Origin of the sequence: Pseudomonas sp. H11T01 (assembly GCF_048515765.1) — a bacterium.
In the GTDB taxonomy this organism is placed as follows: domain Bacteria; phylum Pseudomonadota; class Gammaproteobacteria; order Pseudomonadales; family Pseudomonadaceae; genus Aquipseudomonas.
Genome location: NZ_JBLYED010000023.1, coordinates 67,140 through 91,662, shown reverse-complemented (window position 1 = coordinate 91,662; position 24,523 = coordinate 67,140). Strand labels below are relative to the sequence as shown.

Here is a 24,523-nt window from a genome sequence, read left to right as displayed (position 1 = left end):
TCGGGCTGGTCTCAATACTGGACACGATAACCCGGCTTAGCCGCTTAACCTGAACCGCCGTATACGGAACCGTATGTACGGTGGTGTGAGAGGACGGCGGATGTAAATCCGCCTCCTACTCGATTATGAGAGAACACCCATGACCGCCGCCGAAAACCGCATTCTAGAGCTGCGCGCTGAGCTGGATCAGCACAACTACCGTTACCACGTACTCGACGAGCCGAGCATTCCGGACGCCGAATACGACCGGCTGTTCCATGAGCTCAAGGCGCTGGAAGCGGCGAATCCGGAACTTGTGACCAGCGACTCGCCGACCCAGCGAGTCGGCAGTGCTGCGCTCTCGGCCTTCACTCAGGTGCGTCATGAAATACCGATGCTCAGCCTTGGCAACGCCTTTGAAGAAACCGACATGCGAGAGTTCGACCGTCGGGTGACCGAAGGTCTCGATCTGCCGGCGGGCGACCTGTTTGGTGGTGGCGTGGCGGTGGAATACAGCTGTGAGCCGAAGCTTGATGGCCTCGCGGTCAGCTTGCTGTATCAGGATGGCGTGCTGGTGCGCGGCGCGACTCGCGGTGACGGCACCACGGGCGAAGACATCAGCGTCAATGTACGGACTGTTCGCAACATCCCGCTCAAGCTGCAGGGCAGCGGCTGGCCGCCGGTGCTGGAAGTGCGTGGCGAAGTCTATATGTCCAAGGCCGGTTTTGAACGGCTCAATGCCACGCAACTGGAAGCCGGTGGCAAGACCTTCGCCAATCCGCGCAACGCTGCTGCCGGCAGCCTGCGGCAGCTGGACTCGAAGATTACCGCGAGCCGTCCACTGGAATTCTGCTGCTACGGTCTGGGCCAGGTATCGGCCGACATCGCGGACACCCATATTGGCAATCTGCAGCAGTTGAAGCAGTGGGGCATGCCAGTCAGTCGTGAGCTGAAACTGGCCAAAGGTATCGACGAATGCCTGGACTACTACCGTGATATCGGTGAGCGCCGTAATGCGCTGCCCTATGAAATCGACGGGGTGGTGTTCAAGGTCAACAGCCTGGCGTCCCAGCGCGAACTGGGCTTCCGTGCCCGTGAGCCACGTTGGGCGATAGCCCATAAATTCCCGGCGATGGAAGAACTCACCGAGCTGCTCGACGTGGAGTTTCAGGTGGGTCGCACCGGCGCCGTGACGCCGGTCGCGCGCTTGAAGCCGGTCAAGGTCGCGGGCGTCACCGTCTCCAACGCCACCTTGCACAACATGGATGAAGTGGCGCGTCTGGGCCTGATGATCGGCGACACGGTAATCATTCGTCGCGCCGGTGACGTGATTCCGCAAGTGGTGCAAGTGGTCACCGAGCGTCGCCCGGAAAACGCGCGGTCGGTGCAGATTCCCGAGAGCTGCCCGGTGTGCGGTTCGCATGTCGAGCGCACGCAGCTGGTCAAGCGCAGTAAGGGGCGTGAAACCGTCACCGAAGGCGCGGTATATCGCTGCGTCGGCCGCTTGGCCTGTGGTGCGCAACTCAAGCAGGCAATCATCCATTTCGTCTCGCGTCGCGCCATGGACATCGAAGGTCTGGGTGAGAAGAGCGTCGAGCAATTGGTGGATGAAGGTCTGGTGGCGTCACCGGCGGATCTCTACACCTTGAACTTCGAACAGATCGTCGACCTTGAAGGCTTTGCCGAGCTGTCCAGTAAAAATCTGCTCAGCGCCATTGCCGACAGTAAGAAACCGAGCCTTGGGCGCTTTATCTATGCGCTGGGTATACCCGATGTTGGCGAAGAGACGGCCAAGGTGCTGGCGCGTTCGTTGGCGTCGCTGGAACGTGTTCAGCAAGCATTGCCGGAAGTGCTGACGTACTTGCCGGATGTGGGGCTGGAAGTCGCCTACGAGATTCACCGCTTCTTTGAGGACGAGCACAACACGACGGTCATCGAACAGTTGTTGGCGCGTGGTCTGGATATCCAGGATCAGGGCGAGCTCGGTGCTGAGTTCGCTGCCAGCACGACCCTGGGTGGTTTGATCGACAAGCTGCATATTCCGTCGGTCGGACCGGGCGGCGCGCAGAAACTGGCCGACAAGTTCGGCTCGCTGGAAGGTGTTATCAACGCCGATTGGCTGGACATGCGTCAGGCACTTGCCGAGAAACAGGCGAAAGCGGTGCGTGAGTTCTTCGATAACCCTGAGCATGCCGAGCGCGCACTGAAAATCGAAGCGCAGCTGCACGCTTTCGGTATGCATTGGCAGAGCGAAAAGAAAGTCGTCGAAGGCCTGCCGCTGGCCGGCCAGACCTGGGTGCTGACCGGCTCCCTGGAGCTGATGAGCCGTGACATTGCCAAGGACAAACTCGAAAGCCTGGGTGCCAAGGTGGCAGGCTCGGTGTCGGCGAAAACCCATTGCGTGGTGGCCGGGCCGGGAGCCGGCTCAAAATTGGCCAAAGCCAATGAGCTGGGATTGAAGGTGCTGGATGAAGAGGCGTTTGTGGCGTTTCTGAGCAAGCACGGTATAGCGGTTTAACGGCGAGAATGCGATTTGATCGTTCCCACGCTCCGCGTGGTAACGCATCCCGTGACGCTCTGCGTCGCAGCCGAAGGCGATTGCTGCGCGTCCATGGCGGCATTCCCACGCAGAGCGTGGGAACGATCAGGTGTTAATCATGATCTAGTCTTGGCAGGCCCCAGGGAGAGATCGCCATGCACCGCTTCTTCGAACAACTGAGCTCACGCATCGCCGCGCCCTTTATGGGCGAAGGTTCGCGTAACAGTAAAGTCTGGCATTGTCGCTGCGGGCAGTCGCTGTTCTTTCGCAACAGCCAATGCCTGGCTTGCTCGGCGGCGCTGGGCTATCAGCCGCTGCAGAGTCGTTTGTCATCGCTTCAGCCAGGCCCGCAAGTGGAATCCTGGCAACTCGATGCCGACCCGCAAGCCGGGCTGTTCCGTCGCTGCGCTAATCTCGATACCCCGGCAGCCTGCAACTGGCTGCTGCCAGTCCACGGCCCCAGTGCTTTATGCCTTGCCTGTCGCCTGAATCACACCATTCCCGATCTTTCGATCTCCGAGAATCACGAGCGCTGGCGCCAAGTGGAAATCGCCAAGCGTCGCCTCGTCGCTCAGTTGATCGGCCTGGGTTTACAGATCATTCCGAAAACCCAGGATGAAGACGCCGGCCTGGCTTTTGATTTCGTCGGTATAGACCTCAAAGGCAAGCCTCCGACCACTGGCCACTCCAATGGCCTGATCACCCTGGATATCAAGGAGGCCGATGATGCCCATCGGGAACAGGTCCGTGTGCAAATGCACGAACCGTATCGCACCTTGCTCGGGCATTTTCGGCATGAAGTCGGGCATTACTACTGGGATCAGCTGATCGCCAACAGCCATTGGCTGGAAGCGTTTCGCAGCCTGTTCGGCGATGAGCGCGCAAGCTACGCCGAGGCGCTGGAACGGCATTACCAGCAAGGCGCGCCGGGCGACTGGCAGCAGAGCTATGTTAGCGCTTACGCCACCATGCACCCGTGGGAAGACTGGGCGGAAACCTGGGCTCACTACCTGCACATGATGGATGCGGTCGACACCGCACTGGACTTTGGCATGAGTGCCCGGGAGATGGATTTCGACTACCAGCCATTTCCCCTCAACACACTCTACGACCCAGAGCATCCTGGCGGTACGGCATTCCTGTCGTTCGTCAACGCCTGGATCGAACTGGCCGGGATGCTCAATGAGCTGTCACGCAGCATGGGCCAAGCGGATTTCTATCCCTTTGTCTTGCCAGCGCCGGTCATCGCAAAATTGCACTTTATTCATCTGGTCATCCAGCAAGAGGGCGGCCGGGCGGATGAGGTGATGAAGGACCATTAAAAAAATCAAAAGATCGAAGCCTGCGGCAGCTCCTGCGGGGTTTGCATACACTCCAGAGCCTGCGCAGGCGGCGATCTTTTAAGAACACTGCAGGTCCTTGACCTTGCTCATATTTTTTATCTGAAACCGACGGTTGTAACTTCTTGTCAGATCGGTACAATGGCGCGGCTCGCCTACTGGCGAGCGTCGTTATGGTGACCCCACCGGTCCCCCCGCAACGATCAGCCGTGAACCCGGTCAGGCCTGGAAGGGAGCAGCCGCAGCGGTGACATTGTGTGCCGGGGTGTGGCTGGTGGGGTTACCACCTTAACGTCAAGCCTTCGTTCAGCAAGGCTTCTCTTCCTTACGCAGAACCTCGATTTTTTCCTTTCTGTACGTTCATCGATCCTTCCGGATCGGCGTTTTATCCTGTCTGACTTGATTCTGTCCAGCTCGTCCTTTTTTGCATTCAGCGATGCATCACTCAGGCGCGAGCGAAAACACTCGCAACCGATGCCCGTCTGGATCGAGCGCAACGAAGGTGTAGCCGAAATCCAGGGCGACCGGCGCTTGTGCGATGGTCAGTCCTTTCTTGATCCATTCAGTGTGCAAGGTGTCGACGGTCGGGTTGTCGGCGACCGAAAACGCCAGTTCACCGCCACCCCCCGCAGCCTGGGCTGCTGGCTCTACCGTGTGCCGGGACCAGAGTCCAAGCTTCAGACCAGAATCGAGCACGAAGAGCGCAAAGGTCGGTGACAGTTCGACAGGGGGCTTTTCCAGCAGGCGGCTGTAGAAGTTGGCGCTGGTAGCGGGGCTGTCGACGTAGAGTAAAAGATAGTGGCTAGCGTTCATGGCGACTCCATTGTCCTGGTAGGGGCTGTGCAGTGCGCTCAAGTCTAGAGGTGTGCGCTGTCAGTTTCTGTCAGGAGTCGTTAAGAAAAGAGGAGGCAGATTTATCGGAATCGATAAGTCGGTCTCCTCTTTTTTGTTGCTTGGCTCTAAGGCTTGGACAAGGCCTGGTCTACCGCTGCTATCAGCTTTCCCAGATCCTTCGGGGTGGCTTTGTGAATGACACCGAACAAATAAGCCCGCTGTTCGTCTTCATCGCCCAGATCCGCGAAAAAGGCTTTCAGCTTTACCCCCAGCACATCGGCAAGCAGGAACAGGGCTTCCACGCTGGGGGTATAGGTGCCGGTTTCGAAGCGGCTGATGGTTTTAGGGTCAAAACCGGTTTTTTCACCTAGTTCAGCCTGAGTAAGCCCTGCTACCTTGCGGTAGCGCCTGATGGCTGGACCCAAACTTGAAATTTGCATCGCTCGATTCCCATTTAGAATCAAGAACTTAACGATAAATCTTTGCGTTAGACAACACCATAACTCATCACCTTGCTTTGCAAGATGTGATGTATTTCGTAGAATCCGCACCTGGTACAGGCATTTGGTGAGCTGGTTTCAAAAGGCGGGCTTACGGAACAGTCAATCATTGCATTGCTTTTGTTCTTCTAAACCAAGGACTTGGCAGAGGCGAAAAGGTCACGTCAATCGTTGCCGACGTTCTGCCCTCCAGTGTTACCGGATGCCTTGGTTCATCCTAGTTGATTTTCGCCGATTCGAAGGCCAAACGCCGTATAAAACGCTGTATTGCAAGCAGTTGAGACGATCAAGGGATTGTGTTGCGCTGTCAGGGGAAAAGCGAATCAGCCGGTCACCAGGCCAAGTCTGGGGCAGGGCATATCGATTGCTGTCTATGGAGTTTTAACATGCGTCTGACTCATGGATGAGAGATACCGCAGGGCCGTGGACGCAGCCGCCATTTTCTCCGAGACCGACCTGGTGGGGCGGATTACTCACGTCAATGACCAGTTCTGCCTGATTTCCGGCTACAGCCGGGAAGAGTTGTTGGGGGAAAACCACCGAATGCTCAGTTCGGGGTTACATTCCGCCGAATTTTTTACCTCGATGTGGCGCAGCATTGCCTTGGGCAAGGTCTGGAAAGGCGAAATATGTAATCGCGCCAAGGACGGCACGCTGTATTGGGTCGACAGCACCGTGGTGCCGCTACTCGACGATGAGACCGGGCGGGTGCAAAGGTACGTGTCGATTCGCTTTGATGTCAGCGAGAAACGTAAACTTCTGCACTCGCTGCAATGGCGGGTAGGCCATGACGTACTGACCGGTCTGCCCAATCGTGCATTCCTGTCTGACCTGCTCGATCAATCCCTGGATTTTTCCCGGCTGGAGAATATTTCGCTGGCGGTGTGCATGCTCGACCTCGACGGCTTCAAGGCGGTCAACGATGGTTACGGGCATGCCAGCGGCGATTTGTTGTTGGTGGAAGTCGCGAAGCGCCTGCGCGCGATCATTCGTGGCGAGGACGCGGTGGCGCGGCTGGCGGGTGACGAGTTCGTGCTGATTTTGCGCTATGTGCGCGACGTCTCTGAATTGGACGCTGCCTTGCACCGGGTGCTGGGGGCAATCTCCGCGCCTTATTCGATACTCGGCAAAGAGATCAATGTATTTGCCAGTATCGGCGTCACGCTGTTCCCCGCGGATAACGAAGATGCCGAAACCCTGTTGCGTCACGCCGATCAGGCCATGTACGTGGCCAAGCAGGGGGGCCGAAATCGCTACCATTTGTTCGATGTGTCACGTGACAGAGAGGTCAAGGTGACCTATCAGACCGTCGAACGGGTGCGTCAGGCGCTGGCCAGGGGAGAACTGTCGTTGCACTTTCAGCCCAAGGTCAATATGCGCCGCGGTTGCGTAGTGGGCTTCGAGGCGTTGTTGCGCTGGGAGCATCCGCAAAACGGGCTGGTGCCGCCCAAGGATTTTTTGCCGCTGGTGGAAGAGACGGATCTGATCGTCGACATTGGCGAATGGGTGATGGATCAGGTCATGACGCAAATGCATCAATGGCAACTGGTGGGGCAGAGCTGGCCGGTCAGCATCAATATCGCGGCCCGGCATTTTCAGCGGACGGATTTTGTCGATCGACTCAAGGCGGTACTTGAGCGGCATACCCAGGTGGCGCCGCAGATGCTCGATCTGGAAATAGTCGAGTCGGTAGCCATCGAGAGTATCCAGCATGTCAGTACGTGCCTGGAAGCGTGCCAGTCGTTGGGGGTGCAGTTCTCGCTTGGCGATTTCGGCACCGGTCACTCGTCACTGAGTTACCTCAAGCGTTTGCGCACACAAACGATCAAGATCGACCGGTCATTTGTCCGCGACATCCTCAATAACAAGGATGATCTGGCGTTGACTACGGCAGTGATAGGTCTGGCCCGGGCGTTCGGTCGAGAGGTGATCGCCGAGGGAGTGGAAACCATGGCGCACGGTGAATTATTGCTGCGTCTGGGCTGCGAAGTGGCCCAGGGCTATTTCATTGCCCGGCCGATGCCGGCCAGTGAGGTGCCAGGCTGGGTCGCGACGTTCAAGGTGCCGATGGAGTGGCAGGTGCTGGAGCAAGCGGTCTGACCGTCTGAGTGATTTGCGTCGCTGTGGTGGGTTCAACGGTGCCGGTATAGAGCTTGATGATCTCGTCGATTTCCCCGGACATTTTCATCTGCAGGAGAGTGCGAAGAATGAGTTGCACCGGCAATTTCGGGTCGTTGCGCACATAGCAGCCGACATTTTGTTCCTGCAAAACCGCGACACTGTGCAATTGTTGGTCGGGCATCAGTGTCTGATTGAACCAGTCCAGGGTCCATTGATTGCTCACTGCATAGTTGTATCGACCGGCCACGAGCTTTTGCAGTACCTGCTCCTGACTACGAGCATCGTCGCGGTGCAGTTGGCCGCTGTCGAACAGGGGTTGAAGGCCTGGATAGATATAGCCCAGCACCGTGCCGATAGGTTGTGAGGGCAGGCTTGAAGGCTGCACCTGGGCAGAAAGGTTTTGCGTGCTGACCAGCAGATCGCGCTGAAACAACAGTGGAGTGCTCCAGAGGTAGTCACCTGGCAGGTTGGGGAGCCAGGATTGCGCGGCATAACAGCGAACATCGACATCGCCACGCGCCATGGCACTTTGCACCCGGCCGCGGGCCAGCACGTGGAACTCGGCAGGGCGGCCGACCTGCGTTGCCAGGCTCAGCAACATGTCATGCAAAATACCCTGGGTCGGCTGATCGTGTTCGATTTGCACCATGGGCATGGCCCAGCTGTCGGTGATCGCGAAACGCAATGGCGCTTCTGCGGCAACACCGCTTGCGGTAATCAGCAGTAAAGTGGCCCAGGCTAAACGCATAATCTCTCCAGCAAGACCACAAACAAGGTCAATAAAAGCCTCCCAAAGAGCAGCTTAGCCAGATTAGACGAGCGCACCGGATGCAATTTCGCCCTTGCTCCGCTAGCATTACCCGCTTCCGCTTCCCAGTTGCGACGGTTTTCGATGAGTTATCAGGTTCTTGCACGTAAATGGCGTCCGCGCTCGTTCCGCGAAATGGTCGGCCAGACCCATGTGCTCAAGGCTCTGATCAATGCCTTGGACAGCCAGCGGCTGCACCACGCCTATCTTTTTACCGGTACGCGCGGGGTGGGCAAGACCACCATTGCGCGAATCATTGCCAAATGCCTGAACTGTGAAACGGGTATCACTTCGACGCCCTGCGGTACCTGCTCGGTGTGCCGGGAAATCGACGAAGGGCGCTTTGTCGACCTGATCGAGATCGATGCGGCGAGCCGGACCAAGGTCGAGGACACCCGCGAGCTGCTGGACAACGTGCAATATGCGCCGAGCCGCGGACGCTTCAAGGTCTACCTGATCGACGAAGTGCACATGCTGTCCAGCCATTCGTTCAATGCGTTGCTCAAAACTCTCGAAGAGCCGCCACCCTACGTCAAGTTCATCCTGGCGACCACCGATCCGCAGAAACTTCCCGCAACAATTTTGTCGCGGTGCTTGCAGTTCTCCCTGAAAAACATGACCCCGGAACGTGTGGTCGAGCATTTGACCCATGTACTGGGGGTCGAGAACGTACCGTTCGAAGACGATGCGCTGTGGCTGCTGGGCCGCGCTGCCGATGGTTCGATGCGCGACGCCATGAGCCTGACCGACCAAGCGATCGCCTTCGGTGAAGGCAAGGTCATGGCCGCCGATGTGCGGGCGATGCTCGGCACCCTTGATCACGGCCAGGTCTACGACGTGTTGCACGCGCTGCTCGATGGCGATGCCAAAGCATTGCTCGAAGCAGTGCGCCATCTGGCCGAGCAAGGTCCGGACTGGAATGGCGTGCTCTCGGAGATCCTCAATGTGCTGCACCGTGTCGCTATCGCCCAGGCATTGCCTGAAGGCGTCGACAACGGGCAGGGCGACCGTGATCGGGTGCTGGCGCTGGCCCAGGCGTTGCCGGCTGAAGATGTGCAGTTCTATTACCAGATGGGTCTGATCGGCCGCCGCGATTTGCCACTGGCGCCGGACCCTCGGGGTGGTTTTGAAATGGTCCTGCTGCGGATGCTGGCCTTCCGCCCGGCAGACACCGTGGACGCGCCGAGGCAGCCGCTAAAGCCAGTGGGGATCAGCCAGGCCACCGTTGATTCCGCAAACTCCGTGGCTGCCGCACCTATCGTTGCGCCGGTGGTCGCTGCCATTACTGCTCCGGTAGTTAGCGCGCCGGTCGAGCCTGTCGCTGCGGTTGTCGCGCCGATCCCGGAGCCGGTTGCTGCTGTCGTAGCCCCCATGCCTGTGGTCGCGCCGCTGGTCGTGGAACCTGTGGTGGTCGCCGCCGAAGTGGTGGACCTGCCCTGGAACGATCCAGTAGAGCCGGTGATCGAGCAACAACCGGCGGTAGAGCCGATGCTTGAGACTGCTTCCGAGCAGCCCCAATTGCCCCCAATGCCGGGGCCGACGCCAGACAGTGTGGTGCCGGATGCACCCGAGTGGGTGGCAACGCCGATTCCTGAACCCACATCGGCCGAGGTCGATGCGGCTACGCCGGGCATGGATCTGGATGACGAACCGCCGCTGGATGAGGACTATATCGAGCCGGACATGGATTCGGCTTACAGCTATCTCGACGAGCTGGCCAGTGAACACGCCGCAGAACCGGCCCCTGAGCCCGAACCTGCACCGGCCTTGCAGCCGGCGACCGGCCTGGCCCTGGAATGGCTGGAGTTGTTCCCGAAATTGCCGATTTCCGGCATGACTGGCAGCATTGCCGCCAACTGCACCTTGATCGCGGTCGATGGCGATCACTGGTTGCTGCACCTGGACCCGGCCCACAGCGCCCTGTTCAACGCGACCCAGCAGCGTCGCCTCAACGATGCGCTGAATCAGTATCACCAGCGTACGCTGACCGTCAGCATCGAGTTGATCAAGCCCGAGCAGGAAACCCCGGCCCAGGCAGCGTCCCGGCGCCGCGGCGAACGTCAGCGCGAGGCTGAAGAGTCGATCCACGGTGATCCGTTCATCCAGCAAATGATGCAACAGTTCGGTGCGGTGATCCGTAACGATACTATTGAACCTGTCGAGGCTCTGGTCAGTCAGGGCTAGTAACTGAAAGGTGCCTGGCCTGATGGGCCGGGCGCTGTTTTTATCCAAGTACTTTTGAGGTGATTCCCATGATGAAAGGTGGCATGGCCGGCCTGATGAAGCAGGCACAGCAGATGCAGGAAAAAATGGCCAAGATGCAGGAAGAACTGGCCAACGCCGAAGTCACCGGCAAGTCCGGCGGCGACATGGTGACGGTGGTCATGACCGGCCGTCACGACGTTAAGCGCGTCAGCATCGACCCAAGCATCGTTGAAGGCCTGAGCGAAGATGACAAGGAAATGCTCGAGGCTCTGTTCGCCGCCGCCGTCAACGACGCCGTGCGCAAGATCGAAGCCAACAGCCAGGACAAAATGTCCGGCGTGACCGCAGGCATGCAATTGCCACCGGGCATGAAGCTGCCGTTCTAAGTCGTTTTGGCGAGTTGGATGCATAACAAAAATGCCAGGTATTGAGCCTGGCATTTTTGTGTGTGGCGATGACTGCCAACGGCGTCGGTGACTCAGTGAATACTCGACGCCAGTTCGAAGATCGGCATGTACATGAGAATCACGATGACACCGATCAGCAGGCCGATAAACGTCATCAGCAACGGCTCGAACAGGCGCACGAACCATTCAAGCCAGCGGCTGATTTCTTCGTCATAGAAGTCGGCGCTGCGTTCCATCATGTAACCCAGATTGCCCGACTGCTCACCGGCCCGCAGCAGGCGCATCGACACCGGTGTGGTCAGCTCATTGTGTTCCAGCGCAGCGGACATCGCGTGTCCCTCACGAATACGTTCGCTGGCCGAGTCCAGTCGCGTCCGGGAGCCGACGTTGAGCAGCCCGCGTACCATGCCCATGGCGGTGATAATGGGGATACCGCCTTGCAACAATATCCCCAGTGACCGGTAGAAACGTGCCAATTCGTACATGACGATCCGCCGATGGATCGCTGGCACCCGTTCCAGTACCCGGTCAACGCCGCGGCGAAAGCGCGGCTGACGCATCAGCCATCCCAACGCCACGATAGTTGCGAACAGGCTAGTGAAAAACTCGGTCTGATGGTTATGCAGGAACATGCCGCAGGACATCAGCACCTGCGACATCCAGGGAAGGTTGGAGCCCAGGCCTTCAAAGACCAGACTGAAGCGCGGCACAACGTAGCCCATCAGAAACAGCACCACACCGCTGCCGACAATCAGCAGCAACACCGGATAGATCGACGCGCTGACGATCTTTTGCCGAACCTCATTCATGCGCTGTTGGTAGACCACATAGCGGCCAAGGGCTTCGCTGACGTTGCCGGTTTTCTCGCTGGACTGCACCAGCGCTATGTACAGCGGTGGGAATACTTCCGGCAACTGGCTCAGCGCCTGAGAAAAGGATTTGCCTTCATATAGCAGTCGTACCAGTTCACTCAGGGTCTTGCGTGCCTGGGGTGCGGTTTCCTTTTCTGCCAGGCTCTCCAGGGCATCGATCAGCGCCAGGCCAGCGTTGAGCAGGGTGGTCAACTCCTGACTGAACAGCAACAGGGGAAATACCTCATGACGACGCAAGGCGCCAAACCGCCAGCGCTGTTCGGAGCGCAGGCTGATCAGGCGCAGACCTTGTTCCTCGGCCACTCGTCGGGCCTCGGCGGGGCCCGGTGCATCCACCATCAGCGCTTTGATGCCGCCTTTGCCCATAACCTTGAGATGAAAACGCATGACGGTGTCCTCCTCATTGCCAGCTAGTGATTTCGGCGTTTTCGCCTTCGCCGCCGGGCTGACCGTCCTTGCCCAGCGACAGCAGATCGTATTCGCCATTCTCGCCGGGGAAGCGATAGATGTAATTGCGACCCCATGGGTCCTGCGGGACTTTTTTCTGCAAGTAAGGTCCGGCCCAGCGCGGTTCGTCGCTGGGGGCGGTATTGAGGGCCGCCAGCCCCTGTTCTGCGGTGGGGTAGTGACCCAGTTCGAGTCGATACAGATCCAGCGCCTTGCCCAGCCCTTCGATCTGCGCCTTGGCCACCTTGGCTTCCGAGCGGCCGAGCTGACTGAAGTATTTGGGCGCGACGATCCCGGCCAGTAGGCCGAGGACCACCAGCACTACCAGCAATTCAAGCAAAGTGAAGCCGCTTTGCTGCCGTCGGGTATTTCGATGATGACTGGACATAATGACCTCCTCGAGTGGGTAGGTCTGCTTATGCAATTGCTGTGCTCGCGGTCCTGTGTTGCCCTGCAGGCCACGTAATTGCTGGGCTCGTCGATGCGGCACAGAGCTTGCGTGATACCTCAAAAGCCCAGGTAAGTGGGTCAACAGCCCCAAAAAACGGGGGATTGTCGAGGGAGGATCAAGCATGCGAGTACTGACTACGGGTTTACTGGTCTGGCTGGCCACGACCTGCGCTGCCCAGGCGGACATCTATGTCTCACGTTCAGCCGACGGTGCTTATGAGATAACCAACGTCCGTCGACCGGGACGCCACTATGAAAAGGTCATCCGCGAACCGACGGTGGCGGTTGTGGCGCCTTCTTTGGAGCCGCAAATGATCGCGCAAATGCCCTATGCCAAGATGGTCGCCGCTGCCGCTACAGCCAATGATTTACCGCCTGCCCTGTTGCACGCGGTCATTCAGACCGAATCGCATTACAACGCGGATGCGCGCTCGGCCAAAGGTGCAATGGGGCTCATGCAGTTGATGCCCGGGACTGCCAGGGAAATGGGGGTCATCGATGCGCTCGATCCTGCTGCCAACATCCAGGGCGGGGCGCGCTACCTCAAGCGTCTGATGGTGATGTTCAACAACAATATCTCACTCGCCGTGGCCGCCTACAACGCTGGCCCCGATGCCGTGCTCAGCCGCGGTCGGATCATTCCGCCGTTCGCCGAAACCCAACGTTACGTGCCCAGCGTGCTGCGTCAGTACCGGCGCTTGCAGGGGTTGGCGGTCGACGCGCCTTTGTAGCATTCCCCACATGTGGGGACTCCTGAAAACCGGGCTTTTTTGGGGGGGCAGTTTCCCCCAGCCAGCTTTAGTTTTTTACTTAAACTGTTGAATTTAAATAAAAAATTAACTGGCATGGTGATTGCTCCGTCCATTTCACCGATGAACGCGACGCGAGGCCCTCCACCATGAAAGGGACCCACCCAACCCAACGGCTCAATCTGCTCTTCCTGAGCGGCTCCTTGCTGGGCCTTGAGCCCTTTACTGAACGGTACCAACGCCGTTATTTCCCGAGGCAAATACAGCCACTCAGAACCAACGTTTTAAGGAGCAGGACGTGAATAAAACAACCCCACTATGTATCGCTGCGTGCAGTGCGTTGTTGGTGGCCGGTCTGGGTGGATGGCTGTTGAGTCGGCACGACACAGTGTCGGCGCAAGCCGGCCCTGAGGGGCAGCGTCTGGTTCGCGATGGCGTGGCCATCGAGTTCCAGATACGCCCGATCGATGGCGACGACACGCTGATCGAAGGTGACTTCGCCGACGTGCGCTTCAAAGTCACCGACAGTAACTCGGGTCAGCCGCTGTCGGGCGTTGCGCCCGGCGCCTGGCTCGATCCGGGTCTGCTGGGACTGAGCCACACCGAACCACAAAACAGCTGCAAATCACGGGTCGAGATGTTTCTCAAAGGCAGCGTCGGTGCGCGACCATTGCTTGACCTCACCCGTTACTTCCTGTTGGTGCTGAACAAAGACGCGAGCCTGACGGTGATCGATCCGTCGGTTTCGGCGGACACCCCCAGCACCCCGATGCAAATCGAGCTCAAGCAGCCACCGATGGACTGGATCAGCAGCGGCGACAACAAGCGTGTGTTCGTTTCCATGCCCGCGGCGGGCGAGATCGCAGTGATCGACGCAGAGCAATTCCAGGTGACCGGTAACGTGGCTGCCGGGGTCGAGCCGCTGCGGGTCGCCTTGCAACCGGACGAACGCCTGCTCTGGGTGGGCAATGACACGCACGATGCCGGCAGCAGCGGCGTGACGGTGATCGACAGTCATTCACTCAAGCCCCTCGCGCAACTGGCAACCGGTGTGGGTCACCATGAGATCGCCTTCAGCAAGGATTCGCACTACGCCTTCGTCAGCAACCTCGACAGCGGCACTCTGAGCGTTATCGATATTGCCACGCTGACGCTGATTCAGCAGATCAACACCGGACCGCATCCGTTGTCCGTGGCCTATTCAGCGTTGTCCGAAGCGGTCTACGTGGCCGACGTCGAGGATGGCAGCATTACCGTGATCGATGCTCGCAGTCTGGCGCTGCGCAAGGTCATCAAGGGCAGCCAGGGGCTTGGCCCGATGCGCTTCACCCGCGACGGTCGCTTTGGTTTTGTGCTCAACACCCTGGAAGACCGCGCATTGGTCATCGACGCGGCCAGCGACACATTGATCCATAGCCTGGAGGTGGGCGCCGAACCCTATCAGGTGACGTTCACCGCCGCATACGCTTATATCCGCGGGTTGTCTTCACCCAAGGTCACGATGGTCAATCTGGGCTCGTTGGGGCAGGACCACGAGCCTATCAGCCAAGACTTCGAGGCGGGGCCGGCAGCGCCGCGTCAGGCGGGTGACCTGCCGGTGGCCCAGAGCCTGGCGCCGGGTCGCGAGGACAACTCGGTCTTCGTCGTCAACCCGGTGGACAACACCACCTATTTCTACGCCGAAGGCATGAATGCGCTGATGTCCGGTTACCTCAACCGTGGTCATACCGCCCGGGCGGCGATGGTGATCGACCGCAGCCTGCGCGAAGTCGAACCGGGGGTTTACAGCACGCGGGTGCGTTTGCCGGCAGCGGGGCGCTTCGACGTGGCTTTTCTGATCAACCAGCTGCAGATCATTCACTGCTTCACGGCACAGATCGAGCCCAGCCCAGCGCTGCAGCAGTGCCTGGTCATGCCAAAGGTAGAGCTTCTGCCTGGGCCTTTCACCGTGTCGCTGGGTAATCCCTACCAGTCCCGCGAGGGGCTGGACAAGGCCGGTGCGTGGTACCTGCATGAGCGCTCGGCTTCGTTGGGTGCGGACGTTGGCACCAACACTTACGCGAGCCTGCGGGTGTCGCCCGCGACAACCTGCCGGGCTACCCCGCGACAACCTACCGGTCTACCCATAAAGGGGCGTCATCATGAACCGAGTGACCTCACGGCTCTTGCTCACCTTCTGCACGCTGACACTGGCGCTCTCGACCAGCCTGGCCCAGGCCCATTCAGCCGAGGACCCTAGCGAGTACGCCAACCACGGTACGCCGGTGGTTTCACCCCAAGGGGCGGAGGTGAAAATCGTCGACGTGCCGCTGATCGATCAACACGGTCGGTCGGTGAGCCTGCAACGGGACCTGGTGAGCGACCGCATCGTGGTCATGGGATTCATCTACACCCACTGCACCACGGTCTGCCCGCTGGTGTCCTCGATCATGGGCAAGGTCCAAAAACAACTGGGTAGGCGGGCCGGAGGTGAGGTGCAACTGGTGTCTATCAGCATCGATCCTCAGCGCGATAGTCCGCAGCGGTTGCTCGACTATTCCCGCAGGTTTCAAGACGGGCCAGGCTGGAGCTGGCTGACGGGTGCGCCTGGGGCCATAGCTGCGACCCTCGAGGGGCTGGGCAGTGGCGATGGGGACTTAAAAAATCATGCGCCATTGATTCTCGTGGGGGACGGCACGAGCACCTACTGGACTCGTTTTTACGGCTTAACGGATCCGGCAGTGCTGCTCAACGAGATCGATCAGCTCAGCCAGAAACGGTTGCATGCCAGGCCAACCGCCATCGCTCAGGAGTCCAGCCATGAGACTTTTTGATTGGATCACCCCGGCGGTTTGCTTCGAGCAATTGCTCACCCTGCCTGTAGCCGGGCACTGAGAACAGGTGAACGCCATGTGGCTCACGGCCCGCCGGTGCATGATTCTGCTGATTTGCCTGAGCATGTCGGCCGCGGCTGTCGAACTGACGCCTCGGCTCGACCCGGCGATGCCCCGGCTCGTGTTGTCGAGCGCCGACCAGATCAGCCAGGCGGCCTACCTGAAACAGCTGGAGGACGACCGTGATCCTGGCCTGGAGAACGATCGACTGCGGCTCGGTACTTTGCTGCCGAGCACCGGGCCACTGGCGGAACCGGGTCACACCGTTGCCGCGGTGTTGCGCGACAGCATCGAGCGCATTAACGAGGCGGGCGGCATCCATGGGCGGCAACTGCAATTGAGCATTGTCGACCCGGGACCGGACCTGGCCAGCGCCGAGCAGGCGTTGCGCAAACTGATCGAAGACGAACAGGTGTTTGCCCTGGTGGCTCCGCTGGTGCCGGCCCTCGACGCACGCTTGCCCGCGCTGCTGGAGGAGGCTGGAGTACCGCTGGTGGGGCCGCAGACACTGCTCGGCGCCAGTGCGTCCAGTCGGCAGATCTTCGAGCCGCTGCCGGGGATTGGCGAGCAGTTCAAGGCGCTGGCCAATTACGCAGCCGATCATCTGGCACTGACCGCAGGCCCGGCTCTGATCGTCTACCCCGATGATGGATCGCTGGACACCCAGGCGCAAAATCTGCAGCAATACCTGGAGGGTCATGGCTGGCAGCAGGTGCGACGCCTGGTGTATTCCCAGGACGAGCGCGCCGCCGTCATCGGTGCGACCGGCGATGTCAGTTCAGTGTTCTATCTGGGCAGTGGTGAACACTTCAGTGAACTGGCCGGCCGTCTGCACAGCGTCGGATTGACGCCGTACCTGTTCGCCGCTTCGAGTCAAGTGGCCGGCGATGTCCAGCAGTTGCCCGAGGCGTTTTCCAGACGCTTGTTTCTAGCCTTTCCCTTCATACCCAGCGACTGGAGCGCACCAGGGCGCTCGGCCCTGACCCATCTGCGTCAGCGTCAGGGTCTTGATGGTCAGCATGCGGTGATGCAGGTGAGCGCGTATTGCTCGATGACGCTGCTTGGCGAAGCGTTGAAAAGGGCTGGCCGTAATGTCAGTCGCAAGACCTTGATCGAGGCATTGGAGAGTCTGCACGACTTCGACACCGGCCTGACTCCGCGGGTCAGCTTCGGGCGGGGCAAACGCATGGGGCTCAGCGGAGCCCATATTGTCACCGTCGATCTGGAGCTACTGCAGTTCTATTCGGTGGCCCCTTATGTCCCGCTCGACACGACGCCCTAGGGGCAAGGCCGGATCAGGATGAACGTGGGGATTTTGGCTATTTTTCGCGCTCAATCAGGGTGCCCGAGTTCGAGGCCATGGACTTTTCCCTGTCAGCGGGAGAGATCAGTGATCCGGTGCAAACAAAATTTGGCTGGCAGTTGATTGTCATGGAGAACCATCAGCGCCGACAATATGTCGAACGGGAGCAGCGGCTTGCCATGGCCAGGATCTATCTGGCTGGCCGGGCAGGCCCAGACCCAGGCGCAAAAGAATGCTCTGGCGCGTTTGCGATCGGTGAGTCATGTTGAACGAATTGACGATTGCTGAGGTTTGTCCCCAAACGGATTGGAGGTCCTCAGGTGTACTCCCCAACATTGGGGAAAGGTTCTGGACAGGCCCGCATGCTGCCCCAGCTCTGGGGGAAGCAGGCTACAGCGGAAAAAAATTTCTTATGAAATCAAGAGCATAAATCCAGCGTCAAGCCTGGCATGAAGCGTGCGTAAGCCTAAGTACGGTACGCACTCCCAGGTTCGACATCGGATCTGAACAGTTTCAAGGAGTCTGCCTTGTTAAACAAAGTACTGGTAGTCGAAGACGAACAGATCCTGGCGCAGAACCTCGGAGCGTATCTCGAGGCTCAAGGCCTGGAAGTCCGAGTCGCCCATGACGGTGGAAAAGCCGTAGCAATGGTTCAGGGCTTTTCACCCGATGTTGTAGTGCTCGATTTCCGTTTGCCCGATATGGACGGTTTTCAGGTGCTCGACGCTGTCCGCCAACACAGGGACTGCCACTTCGTGCTGATTACTGCGCATCCGACCAATGAGGTCTGTGAGCGCGCCGTGCAGCTGGGTGTCAGCCATATCCTGTTCAAACCGTTCCCGTTGGCGGAACTGGCCCGTGCAGTCTGTGACCTGGTGGGTATACGCCGCGAGCCTCGAGCAGGGGCAAACATGTCGGAAGGGTTTGTCGAACGACGTCAGAGCAGGAATGAGAATTTCCCCCTGCAGTTGTACGACGGTAGCTGGTTAATGGCGGATCGCAGACGAATGTCGTCGCTCTCGCCACCAGTCAACGACGAGCCACTGCTTACCGGGGAATAGTGGCGCGATAAGCGTTCAAGGCCCCCGCCGATGACCTGCCGCGCCGAATGGGCAATAGCCCCGGGACGTTGGAGTACAGGTCATGGAGCGTCTGTCTTTGGCTGCCGAACCGGTATCGACCGTTCGTGCACCGTCACGATTCACCAGCGAGCAACTGGCTCAATCCAGAGCCCTCGCCGCCAGCTCTGGCGAGCGAGCCCTGCAAGCACTGGAAACCCTCAGCGAACTGGACCCCGCAGCCTTCGTGCGCTGCCTGGGTACCACACTGCGTTACCCGGTACTCGACAGCGAAAGCCTGTTCAAGGCCACACCGATGTTCGATCGGGTCAGTCTGGCCCAGGCGCTCAAGCACGAATTCATTCTGTTGCAGCATGGCGATCAATTGCTCGGCGTGTTCGCCGATCCCTTCGATCCGTCGCGCCTTGTCTGGATCGATGATTGCCTGCAGGGCGCGCCCCTCTATTTGGTCCATGCAGCTGACCTCAAGACCTGCCTGGCCCGACATGAAGAGAGTTTTCACGCCGTCGATGCGCTGGATGCCCAGGCCGACGGCGCCAACGATCACAAAAAAGACACCCTGCACAGCCTGTCGCTGACCAGCATCAGTGAAGACGCCAGCGCCGTGGTGAAACTGGTCAACTCCACGCTCTACGATGCGCTGAAAATACATGCCAGCGACATCCATCTGGGCATGACCGGTAGCGGGCTGGTGATCAAATACCGGGTCGACGGCGTCCTCAACAACATCAGCAAAGTTCAAGGCAGCGAGTTCGCTGACCAGGTCATCTCGCGGATCAAGGTCATGGCCGAACTGGACATCGGCGAGAAGCGCGTGCCTCAGGACGGGCGCTTCAAGATCGGCATCAGCGGCCGGCAGATCGACTTTCGGGTGTCGATCATGCCGAGCATCTTCGGTGAGGATGCGGTGCTGCGGGTCCTCGATAAACAGGACCTGGCCGACCGGGTCAGCGGTGTACAGCTGCAGGCCCTGGGTTTCGCCGATGAGACCCTGCGCAGCCTGCGCCGACTGGCCGCCGAACCCTATGGAATGATCCTCGTCACCGGCCCCACGGGTAGCGGCAAGACCACCACGCTCTACGCGATGATCACCGAGATCAACCACGGCGTGGACAAGATCATCACCATCGAAGATCCGGTGGAATATCAGTTGCCAGGCGTGTTGCAGATCCCGGTCAACGAAAAGAAAGGCCTGACGTTCGCTCGTGGCCTGCGTTCGATCCTGCGCCACGACCCGGACAAAATCATGGTGGGTGAGATTCGCGACCCCGATACCGCACAGATTGCCGTGCAGTCGGCACTCACCGGGCACCTGGTATTTACCACCATTCACGCCAACAACGTGTTCGACGTCATCGGCCGTTTCAGCCAGATGCAGGTCGACCCCTACAGCTTCGTTTCCGCACTCAATGCTGTGCTGGCCCAACGGTTGATTCGTCTGGTGTGCCCGGCGTGTGCGGTCCCGCGTACTCCGGACAACGAGGAACTACTGGCGAGTGGGCTCGACCCGCAGGCCGTGGCGGACTACCGCTTCGTCCACGGCGTCGGCTGCAGTCATTGCCGTGGCACAGGCTATCGCGGACGTACCGCCATCGCTGAACTGCTGCACCTGGACGACGAAATCCGTCAGCTCATCGTCGAGCGCCAACCCCTGCCGAAAATCAAGGCCGTGGCCTGCAGCCGAGGCTTGCGTCTGCTGCGCAGCTCGGCGCTGGAACTGGTGCGCGAAGGGCGCACAACACTGGAGGAAATCAATCGTGTCACTTTTGTCGCGTGATCGTTATATCGCCGTGCTGGGTGCCAACGGTATTGGCCTCTGTCGCCGGCGCGGCCAAGAAAACCACTGGCTGGGCAGCGTTGGCCTGATCGGCGAGCGCTACGTGGACTGGTCATTGGCTGTGGACACCCTGGAGCACCTGCTCAGCGAACATGCGCCACAGGGCGCTGAGTTGAGTGTGGTGCTGTCGGCGCATTACCAGCGCTATTGCCTGATCCCCTGGAGCGAACAGATCAACAGTCCAAAGGAATTACTCGCTTATGCCCAGGCCTGCTTCGAGGATATCTACGGCGTGTCGGCTCAACCATGGAGCGTCACGCTGTCTCCCGAAGCTGCGGGCTCGAGCCGGATCGCCGCGGCCCTGCCGCAGGAGCTTCTGCTGAGGTTGCGCACGATGGCCACTCAACATGGTCTTCGTCTGCGTTCGGTCCAACCCTATTTGATGACCGCATTCAACCGGTTCCAGCGCCAATTGCGGCAGGGCGACTTGCTCTTCGTGGTCGCTGAACCGCTGCGCAGCGTGTTGCTGCTCAAGCGTGCCGGTCAGTGGCACGCGGTGCACTCGACGGGCTGTACTGACAGCGACGAGGCCCTGACGGCGCTTATCGCTCGTCAGTGCGAACTACAGGACAATCCTGACGCACCGACCTTGAGCGTTTACCTGCACGCACCGGGACGTCTGAACGATTTGCCGGATCTGATCGGCGTGCAATTGTCCCTCGAAGCCCAGGTCTCGGCGCCAGTGCGTGATGTGTTGTTTACCATGTCCCGGGCGGTGGCTTGACATGCGCCCGCTACTGCTCGACTTCCAGCCACGTCGGCGTATTCCGGTTCTCGGCGTCAGCCTGCTGCTCGTCAGTGTCCTGCTGGCACTGACCTGCGCCGCACTGTATCGGCACCTCAACGAACAGGAACAACTCCAGCAGCAACAGCTGCAGCAGGCCCAACACCAATTGGGCGGCGATGTTCCCGGCAAGGCTGGCCTGACGCCTGCCGAAAGCCGTGAACAGGAACAGAATCTGGCCCAGATGCGCCAGGTCTCACAGCAAATGCGCAGGCCTTGGGAACGCTTGTTCGCCATGCTTGAGTCGCTGCCGCAGGAGGATGTCGCCTTGCTCTCGCTGACTCCCGATGCGCACAAGGGCCAGGTCAGGATCAGTGCCGAGGCGCGCAATCTGGAGGCCATGCTGGATTTTCACCGGCGTCTGGAGAGCAGCGGAGAGCTGAGCGACGTGTCGTTGCTCAATCACGAAATCCTCACGCAATCGCCCGATCACGCAGTGCAATTCAACCTATCGGCCACTTGGGAGATCAACGATGCCAATCCCTAGATTGATCGTCCACGAGCAACTGCAGAACCTCGGCTGGCCCGGGCTTGCAGGAGCGGCGCTGATGGTGTTGGTCATGGCGTGGGCGGCGGTGGGCTTGTTGCCTGGCTGGCAGGCCCTGGAAAACGTTCGTCAACGCAGTCTTGAAGCCGATGACTATCTGGTGCGTATCGAACAGGGCAGCGCCATCGCGCCCGTAGTGCCCCAGCGTCAACTGGACGAGTTTCACCGGCAGTTGCCAGCGCAGCCCGAAGCCACTGTGGCCATCGACCGGATCTACGCGCTGGCCGCCGAACAGCAGATCACCCTGTCGCGCGGCGAGTACGCCCTGGGGGTCGATCCCAAGACGCACCTGGCGCGTTATCAGATTCTCCTGCCGGTACGCGGCAGCTACCCACAATTGCGTCGCTTCCTTCACGAATTGTTAGGTCAGTTGCCGGCGCTGGTGCTCGAGGATGTCGACTTTCAACGCAAGCGTATCGCCGACAGCGAACTGACTGGGCGCATCCGCATGACCCTGTATCTATCGAGGTCCAAATGAACAGACAACGTGCATTTGGCTGGGCTGCCTTCCTGACGATTGCCAGTGCGCTCGCCTGGGGGCCGGGGATGTTTTTCGACGACGCGCAATCTCCGGCCGACGCGACAAAAACCGCAGCCACAACCACCAGAGCCGGCAAGACTCACTCCGGCGCAGTGGCGGACAAGGCCGCAGCCGCTGCGGCAAAATCCCTGAACATGAGCCGCGACCTGTTTGCAGCCAAGAGCTGGACGCCTGCGCCAACCCAGGCAACGTTGACCGACGAAGCAGCCGCTGCAGCCGCTTTGGCACTGCAAACGAAAGTCGAACCGAGCGCGCCGCCACTGCCTTTTCAGTTCATCGGTCGGATGGACGATCGCCGCGACCTGCAGGTGTTCCTGCAGAACGGCGAAAAACTCTACGTCGTGCGGCTCGGCGACGTTATCGACGCTACCTATCGGATCGAGCACATCTCCGCCACGGAGCTGAGCCTGGTCTACCTGCCCTTGAATCTGTCCCAGACTCTGTCTGTAGGGAGTGCACAATGAAGTCTCTCCGTTGGGTCTCGCCCATGCCTTGCCTGGTTCTCGCGGTTTGCGTGAGCCTGGCCGGATGCGGTGCCACCTCCGCCAGAAAACAGGGCATGGCCCTGATTGAAGAGGGTCAATACGAGGCCGGACTGGCCCGTTTTGAGGAAGGGTTGCAGAAGTACCCTCGCGATACCGAACTGAACCTTGCGTTGAGTGCCGGCCATGCGCGTTCGGTCAGGGCGCTGCTGATTGAGGCCGATCAGGATCGTGCCATGCGTGACTTCGCTTCGGCGCGACTGAGCTACGGGCGAGTGCTGACCATCGAACCCAATAACGTTCGCGCCCGCGATGCGCTGCACCAGCTCGAACAGTTGCGCAATGTCGATGACTATCTGCGTCAGGGGCAAGCCGACTTGCGCCGGGGCGACGTGATCGGTGCCGAGCGTCAGGCTCACGACATTCTTGCCCTCGATCCGAAAAACGAAAGCGCGCTGGAACTGCGTCACAACATCGAACAGATACAAAGCCGCAACGTTGTCCCTTATCCGCAACTGCGCATGCGCATGGATCGCCCGGTCACTCTGGAGTTTCGTGACGCCAGCCTGAAGACCATTTTCGAGGTGCTGTCCCAGGTCGCAGGCCTGAACTTTATCTTCGACAAAGACCTGCGTCCGGACATGAAAGCCACTATCTTCGTGCGCGATGTCCGCATCGAGGATGCGGTGGAGCTGCTGCTGCAACAGAATCAACTGCATCAAAAGGTGGTCAACGACAACACGCTGCTGATTTATCCCGACTCACCGCAGAAGATCAAAGACTATCAAGAGCTGGTCATGCGCACCTTTTACCTGACCAGTATTGACGCCAACACGGCGCTGAACATGGTCAAAACCATGCTCAAGACTCGCGATGTATTCGTCGATGAACGCCTCAATACCCTGAGCATGCGCGATACCCCCGATGCCGTGCGCATGGCCGAAAAACTCTTGCAGTCCCAGGATCAGTCCAACCCCGAAGTGGTGCTGGAAGTCGAGGTCATGGAAGTGTCCCGGCAACGCATTCTCGACCTCGGCCTGCAATGGCCGAACACCTTTGGCGTGATCAACAGCGACGGCACCGGGGTGAGCATTCTCAATCAACTGCGCGGCATAAATTCCGGGCGGATCTCCATGTCGCCGTCACCGCAATTGAAGATCAATGCCCTGGACAACGACATCAACACCCTGGCAAGCCCCGTCATTCGCGTCAGCAATCGCGAGCAGGCCCGTATCCACATCGGTCAACGGGTGCCGATCATCAGCGCCACGTCGATGCCTTCGACCCAGGGACCGGTGATCACCGAGAGCGTCACCTACCTGGATGTCGGTCTTAAACTGGAAGTGACACCTATCGTCCACCTGAACAACGAAGTGGCGATCAAGATCGCCCTCGAGGTCAGCAACGCCACGCCGCTGGAACCGACCCGCGCGGGCACGATCCCGGTCCAGGTCGATACCCGCAACGCCCAGACCACCCTGCGTCTGCATGATGGCGAAACCCAGGTGCTGGCCGGCCTGGTGCGCAATGACCATGGCGCCACCGGTAACAAGATTCCGGGGCTGGGGGATATTCCTGGGCTCGGACGGCTGTTCGGCAGCAACAAGGATTCAGTGGGCAAATCCGAACTGGTGCTGTCGATCACTCCACGGATCGTGCGCAACCTGCCTTACCAAAGCCCCTCGGACATGGAGTTCCCGACCGGCACTGAGACCAGCATGCATATCCAGAACCTGGACCGTTCGAAGGAGCCGTCCGAGTTGACTGAACCGGGCCCTGACGCCGCACCGTTGGCAGCATTGCACACCACTGCGAGGCCTTGAATC

21 protein-coding genes, 1 other RNA gene and 1 pseudogene are annotated in these 24,523 nt (G+C 59.5%); 18 read left to right on the top strand and 5 right to left on the bottom strand.

Going from position 1 to position 24,523, the window contains the following annotated elements; translation table 11 throughout:
- Window positions 1-139: 139 nt before the first annotated feature.
- From ligA to ffs, 3 genes are all read left to right on the top strand, one after another.
- The gene (ligA, locus tag ACN1C3_RS25695; protein WP_419118548.1) at window positions 140-2,497 is read left to right on the top strand and encodes an NAD-dependent DNA ligase LigA; all 2,358 of its coding nucleotides are present in this window, start codon (window positions 140-142) and stop codon (window positions 2,495-2,497) included.
- A 176-nt stretch (window positions 2,498-2,673) separates the two neighbouring features.
- On the top strand, window positions 2,674-3,840 hold the full coding sequence (locus ACN1C3_RS25690) for a zinc-binding metallopeptidase family protein (RefSeq protein ID WP_419118547.1): 1,167 nt from the start codon (window positions 2,674-2,676) through the stop codon (window positions 3,838-3,840).
- Window positions 3,841-4,041: 201 nt separating this feature from the next.
- Window positions 4,042-4,138: signal recognition particle sRNA small type (ffs, locus tag ACN1C3_RS25685), an RNA gene on the top strand.
- 161 nt (window positions 4,139-4,299) lie between these two features.
- Here the strand turns inward: ffs and ACN1C3_RS25680 are convergent.
- Window positions 4,300-4,671 (bottom strand): VOC family protein, encoded by a 372-nt coding sequence (locus tag ACN1C3_RS25680; protein ID WP_419118546.1) that lies wholly within the window; start codon window positions 4,669-4,671, stop codon window positions 4,300-4,302.
- Between the two features lie 146 nt (window positions 4,672-4,817).
- Entirely contained in the window at window positions 4,818-5,132 is a 315-nt protein-coding gene (locus ACN1C3_RS25675) for a helix-turn-helix domain-containing protein (RefSeq protein ID WP_095107599.1), read from the bottom strand.
- Between the two features lie 459 nt (window positions 5,133-5,591).
- Between ACN1C3_RS25675 and ACN1C3_RS25670 the strand changes: the two genes are divergently transcribed.
- A complete protein-coding gene (locus ACN1C3_RS25670; RefSeq protein WP_419118545.1) occupies window positions 5,592-7,292 on the top strand; it encodes a putative bifunctional diguanylate cyclase/phosphodiesterase in 1,701 nt (566 codons plus the stop codon).
- Here the strand turns inward: ACN1C3_RS25670 and ACN1C3_RS25665 are convergent.
- Complete coding sequence (locus ACN1C3_RS25665; RefSeq protein ID WP_419118544.1) at window positions 7,249-8,061, bottom strand: substrate-binding periplasmic protein; 813 nt, start codon at window positions 8,059-8,061, stop codon at window positions 7,249-7,251. The two genes, ACN1C3_RS25670 and ACN1C3_RS25665, sit on opposite strands and share 44 nt — an antisense overlap.
- Window positions 8,062-8,205: 144 nt before the next feature.
- Here ACN1C3_RS25665 and dnaX point away from each other — a divergent pair, with 144 nt between their 5' ends.
- Both dnaX and ACN1C3_RS25655 read left to right on the top strand, forming a co-directional pair.
- Window positions 8,206-10,305 carry a DNA polymerase III subunit gamma/tau gene (dnaX, locus tag ACN1C3_RS25660; protein ID WP_419118543.1) on the top strand — a complete coding sequence of 700 codons (2,100 nt, stop codon included), beginning with the start codon at window positions 8,206-8,208 and terminating at the stop codon, window positions 10,303-10,305.
- 68 nt (window positions 10,306-10,373) lie between these two features.
- A complete protein-coding gene (locus tag ACN1C3_RS25655; RefSeq protein WP_419118542.1) occupies window positions 10,374-10,712 on the top strand; it encodes a YbaB/EbfC family nucleoid-associated protein in 339 nt (112 codons plus the stop codon).
- A 92-nt stretch (window positions 10,713-10,804) separates the two neighbouring features.
- Here the strand turns inward: ACN1C3_RS25655 and ACN1C3_RS25650 are convergent, their stop codons facing one another.
- Complete coding sequence (locus ACN1C3_RS25650) at window positions 10,805-11,992, bottom strand: type II secretion system F family protein (protein WP_419118541.1); 1,188 nt, start codon at window positions 11,990-11,992, stop codon at window positions 10,805-10,807.
- Between the two features lie 13 nt (window positions 11,993-12,005).
- Window positions 12,006-12,440, bottom strand: a complete 435-nt coding sequence (gspG, locus tag ACN1C3_RS25645; RefSeq protein WP_419118540.1) for a type II secretion system major pseudopilin GspG — start codon at window positions 12,438-12,440, stop codon at window positions 12,006-12,008.
- A 184-nt stretch (window positions 12,441-12,624) separates the two neighbouring features.
- Here gspG and ACN1C3_RS25640 point away from each other — a divergent pair, with 184 nt between their 5' ends.
- From ACN1C3_RS25640 to ACN1C3_RS25585, 12 genes and pseudogenes are all read left to right on the top strand, one after another.
- Window positions 12,625-13,233 carry a lytic transglycosylase domain-containing protein gene (locus tag ACN1C3_RS25640; RefSeq protein ID WP_419118539.1) on the top strand — a complete coding sequence of 203 codons (609 nt, stop codon included), beginning with the start codon at window positions 12,625-12,627 and terminating at the stop codon, window positions 13,231-13,233.
- Window positions 13,234-13,549: 316 nt separating this feature from the next.
- On the top strand, window positions 13,550-15,490 hold the full coding sequence (locus tag ACN1C3_RS25635; RefSeq protein WP_419118538.1) for a YncE family protein: 1,941 nt from the start codon (window positions 13,550-13,552) through the stop codon (window positions 15,488-15,490).
- Window positions 15,393-16,064 (top strand): SCO family protein, encoded by a 672-nt coding sequence (locus ACN1C3_RS25630; RefSeq protein ID WP_419118537.1) that lies wholly within the window; start codon window positions 15,393-15,395, stop codon window positions 16,062-16,064. The genes ACN1C3_RS25635 and ACN1C3_RS25630 overlap by 98 nt, the downstream gene beginning before the upstream one ends.
- Before the next feature lie 100 nt (window positions 16,065-16,164).
- Entirely contained in the window at window positions 16,165-17,406 is a 1,242-nt protein-coding gene (locus ACN1C3_RS25625; protein ID WP_419118552.1) for an ABC transporter substrate-binding protein, read from the top strand.
- Between the two features lie 23 nt (window positions 17,407-17,429).
- Window positions 17,430-17,696: pseudogene (locus ACN1C3_RS25620) on the top strand (peptidylprolyl isomerase); the annotation flags it as partial.
- Window positions 17,697-17,954: 258 nt separating this feature from the next.
- The gene (locus ACN1C3_RS25615; protein WP_419118536.1) at window positions 17,955-18,488 is read left to right on the top strand and encodes a response regulator; all 534 of its coding nucleotides are present in this window, start codon (window positions 17,955-17,957) and stop codon (window positions 18,486-18,488) included.
- Between the two features lie 82 nt (window positions 18,489-18,570).
- Complete coding sequence (locus ACN1C3_RS25610) at window positions 18,571-20,283, top strand: GspE/PulE family protein (RefSeq protein WP_419118535.1); 1,713 nt, start codon at window positions 18,571-18,573, stop codon at window positions 20,281-20,283.
- A complete protein-coding gene (locus ACN1C3_RS25605; RefSeq protein WP_419118534.1) occupies window positions 20,264-21,067 on the top strand; it encodes a hypothetical protein in 804 nt (267 codons plus the stop codon). Before ACN1C3_RS25610 ends, ACN1C3_RS25605 begins: the two co-directional genes overlap by 20 nt.
- Window position 21,068: 1 nt before the next feature.
- Window positions 21,069-21,614: a PilN domain-containing protein gene (locus ACN1C3_RS25600; protein WP_419118533.1), complete on the top strand. Its 546-nt coding sequence runs from the start codon at window positions 21,069-21,071 to the stop codon at window positions 21,612-21,614.
- Window positions 21,601-22,152, top strand: coding sequence for a GspMb/PilO family protein (locus ACN1C3_RS25595; protein ID WP_419118532.1), 552 nt, complete (start codon window positions 21,601-21,603; stop codon window positions 22,150-22,152). Before ACN1C3_RS25600 ends, ACN1C3_RS25595 begins: the two co-directional genes overlap by 14 nt.
- The gene (locus ACN1C3_RS25590) at window positions 22,149-22,679 is read left to right on the top strand and encodes a hypothetical protein (RefSeq protein WP_419118531.1); all 531 of its coding nucleotides are present in this window, start codon (window positions 22,149-22,151) and stop codon (window positions 22,677-22,679) included. Before ACN1C3_RS25595 ends, ACN1C3_RS25590 begins: the two co-directional genes overlap by 4 nt.
- Window positions 22,676-24,520 carry a secretin N-terminal domain-containing protein gene (locus ACN1C3_RS25585; protein WP_419118530.1) on the top strand — a complete coding sequence of 615 codons (1,845 nt, stop codon included), beginning with the start codon at window positions 22,676-22,678 and terminating at the stop codon, window positions 24,518-24,520. The genes ACN1C3_RS25590 and ACN1C3_RS25585 overlap by 4 nt, the downstream gene beginning before the upstream one ends.
- Window positions 24,521-24,523 lie beyond the last annotated feature (3 nt).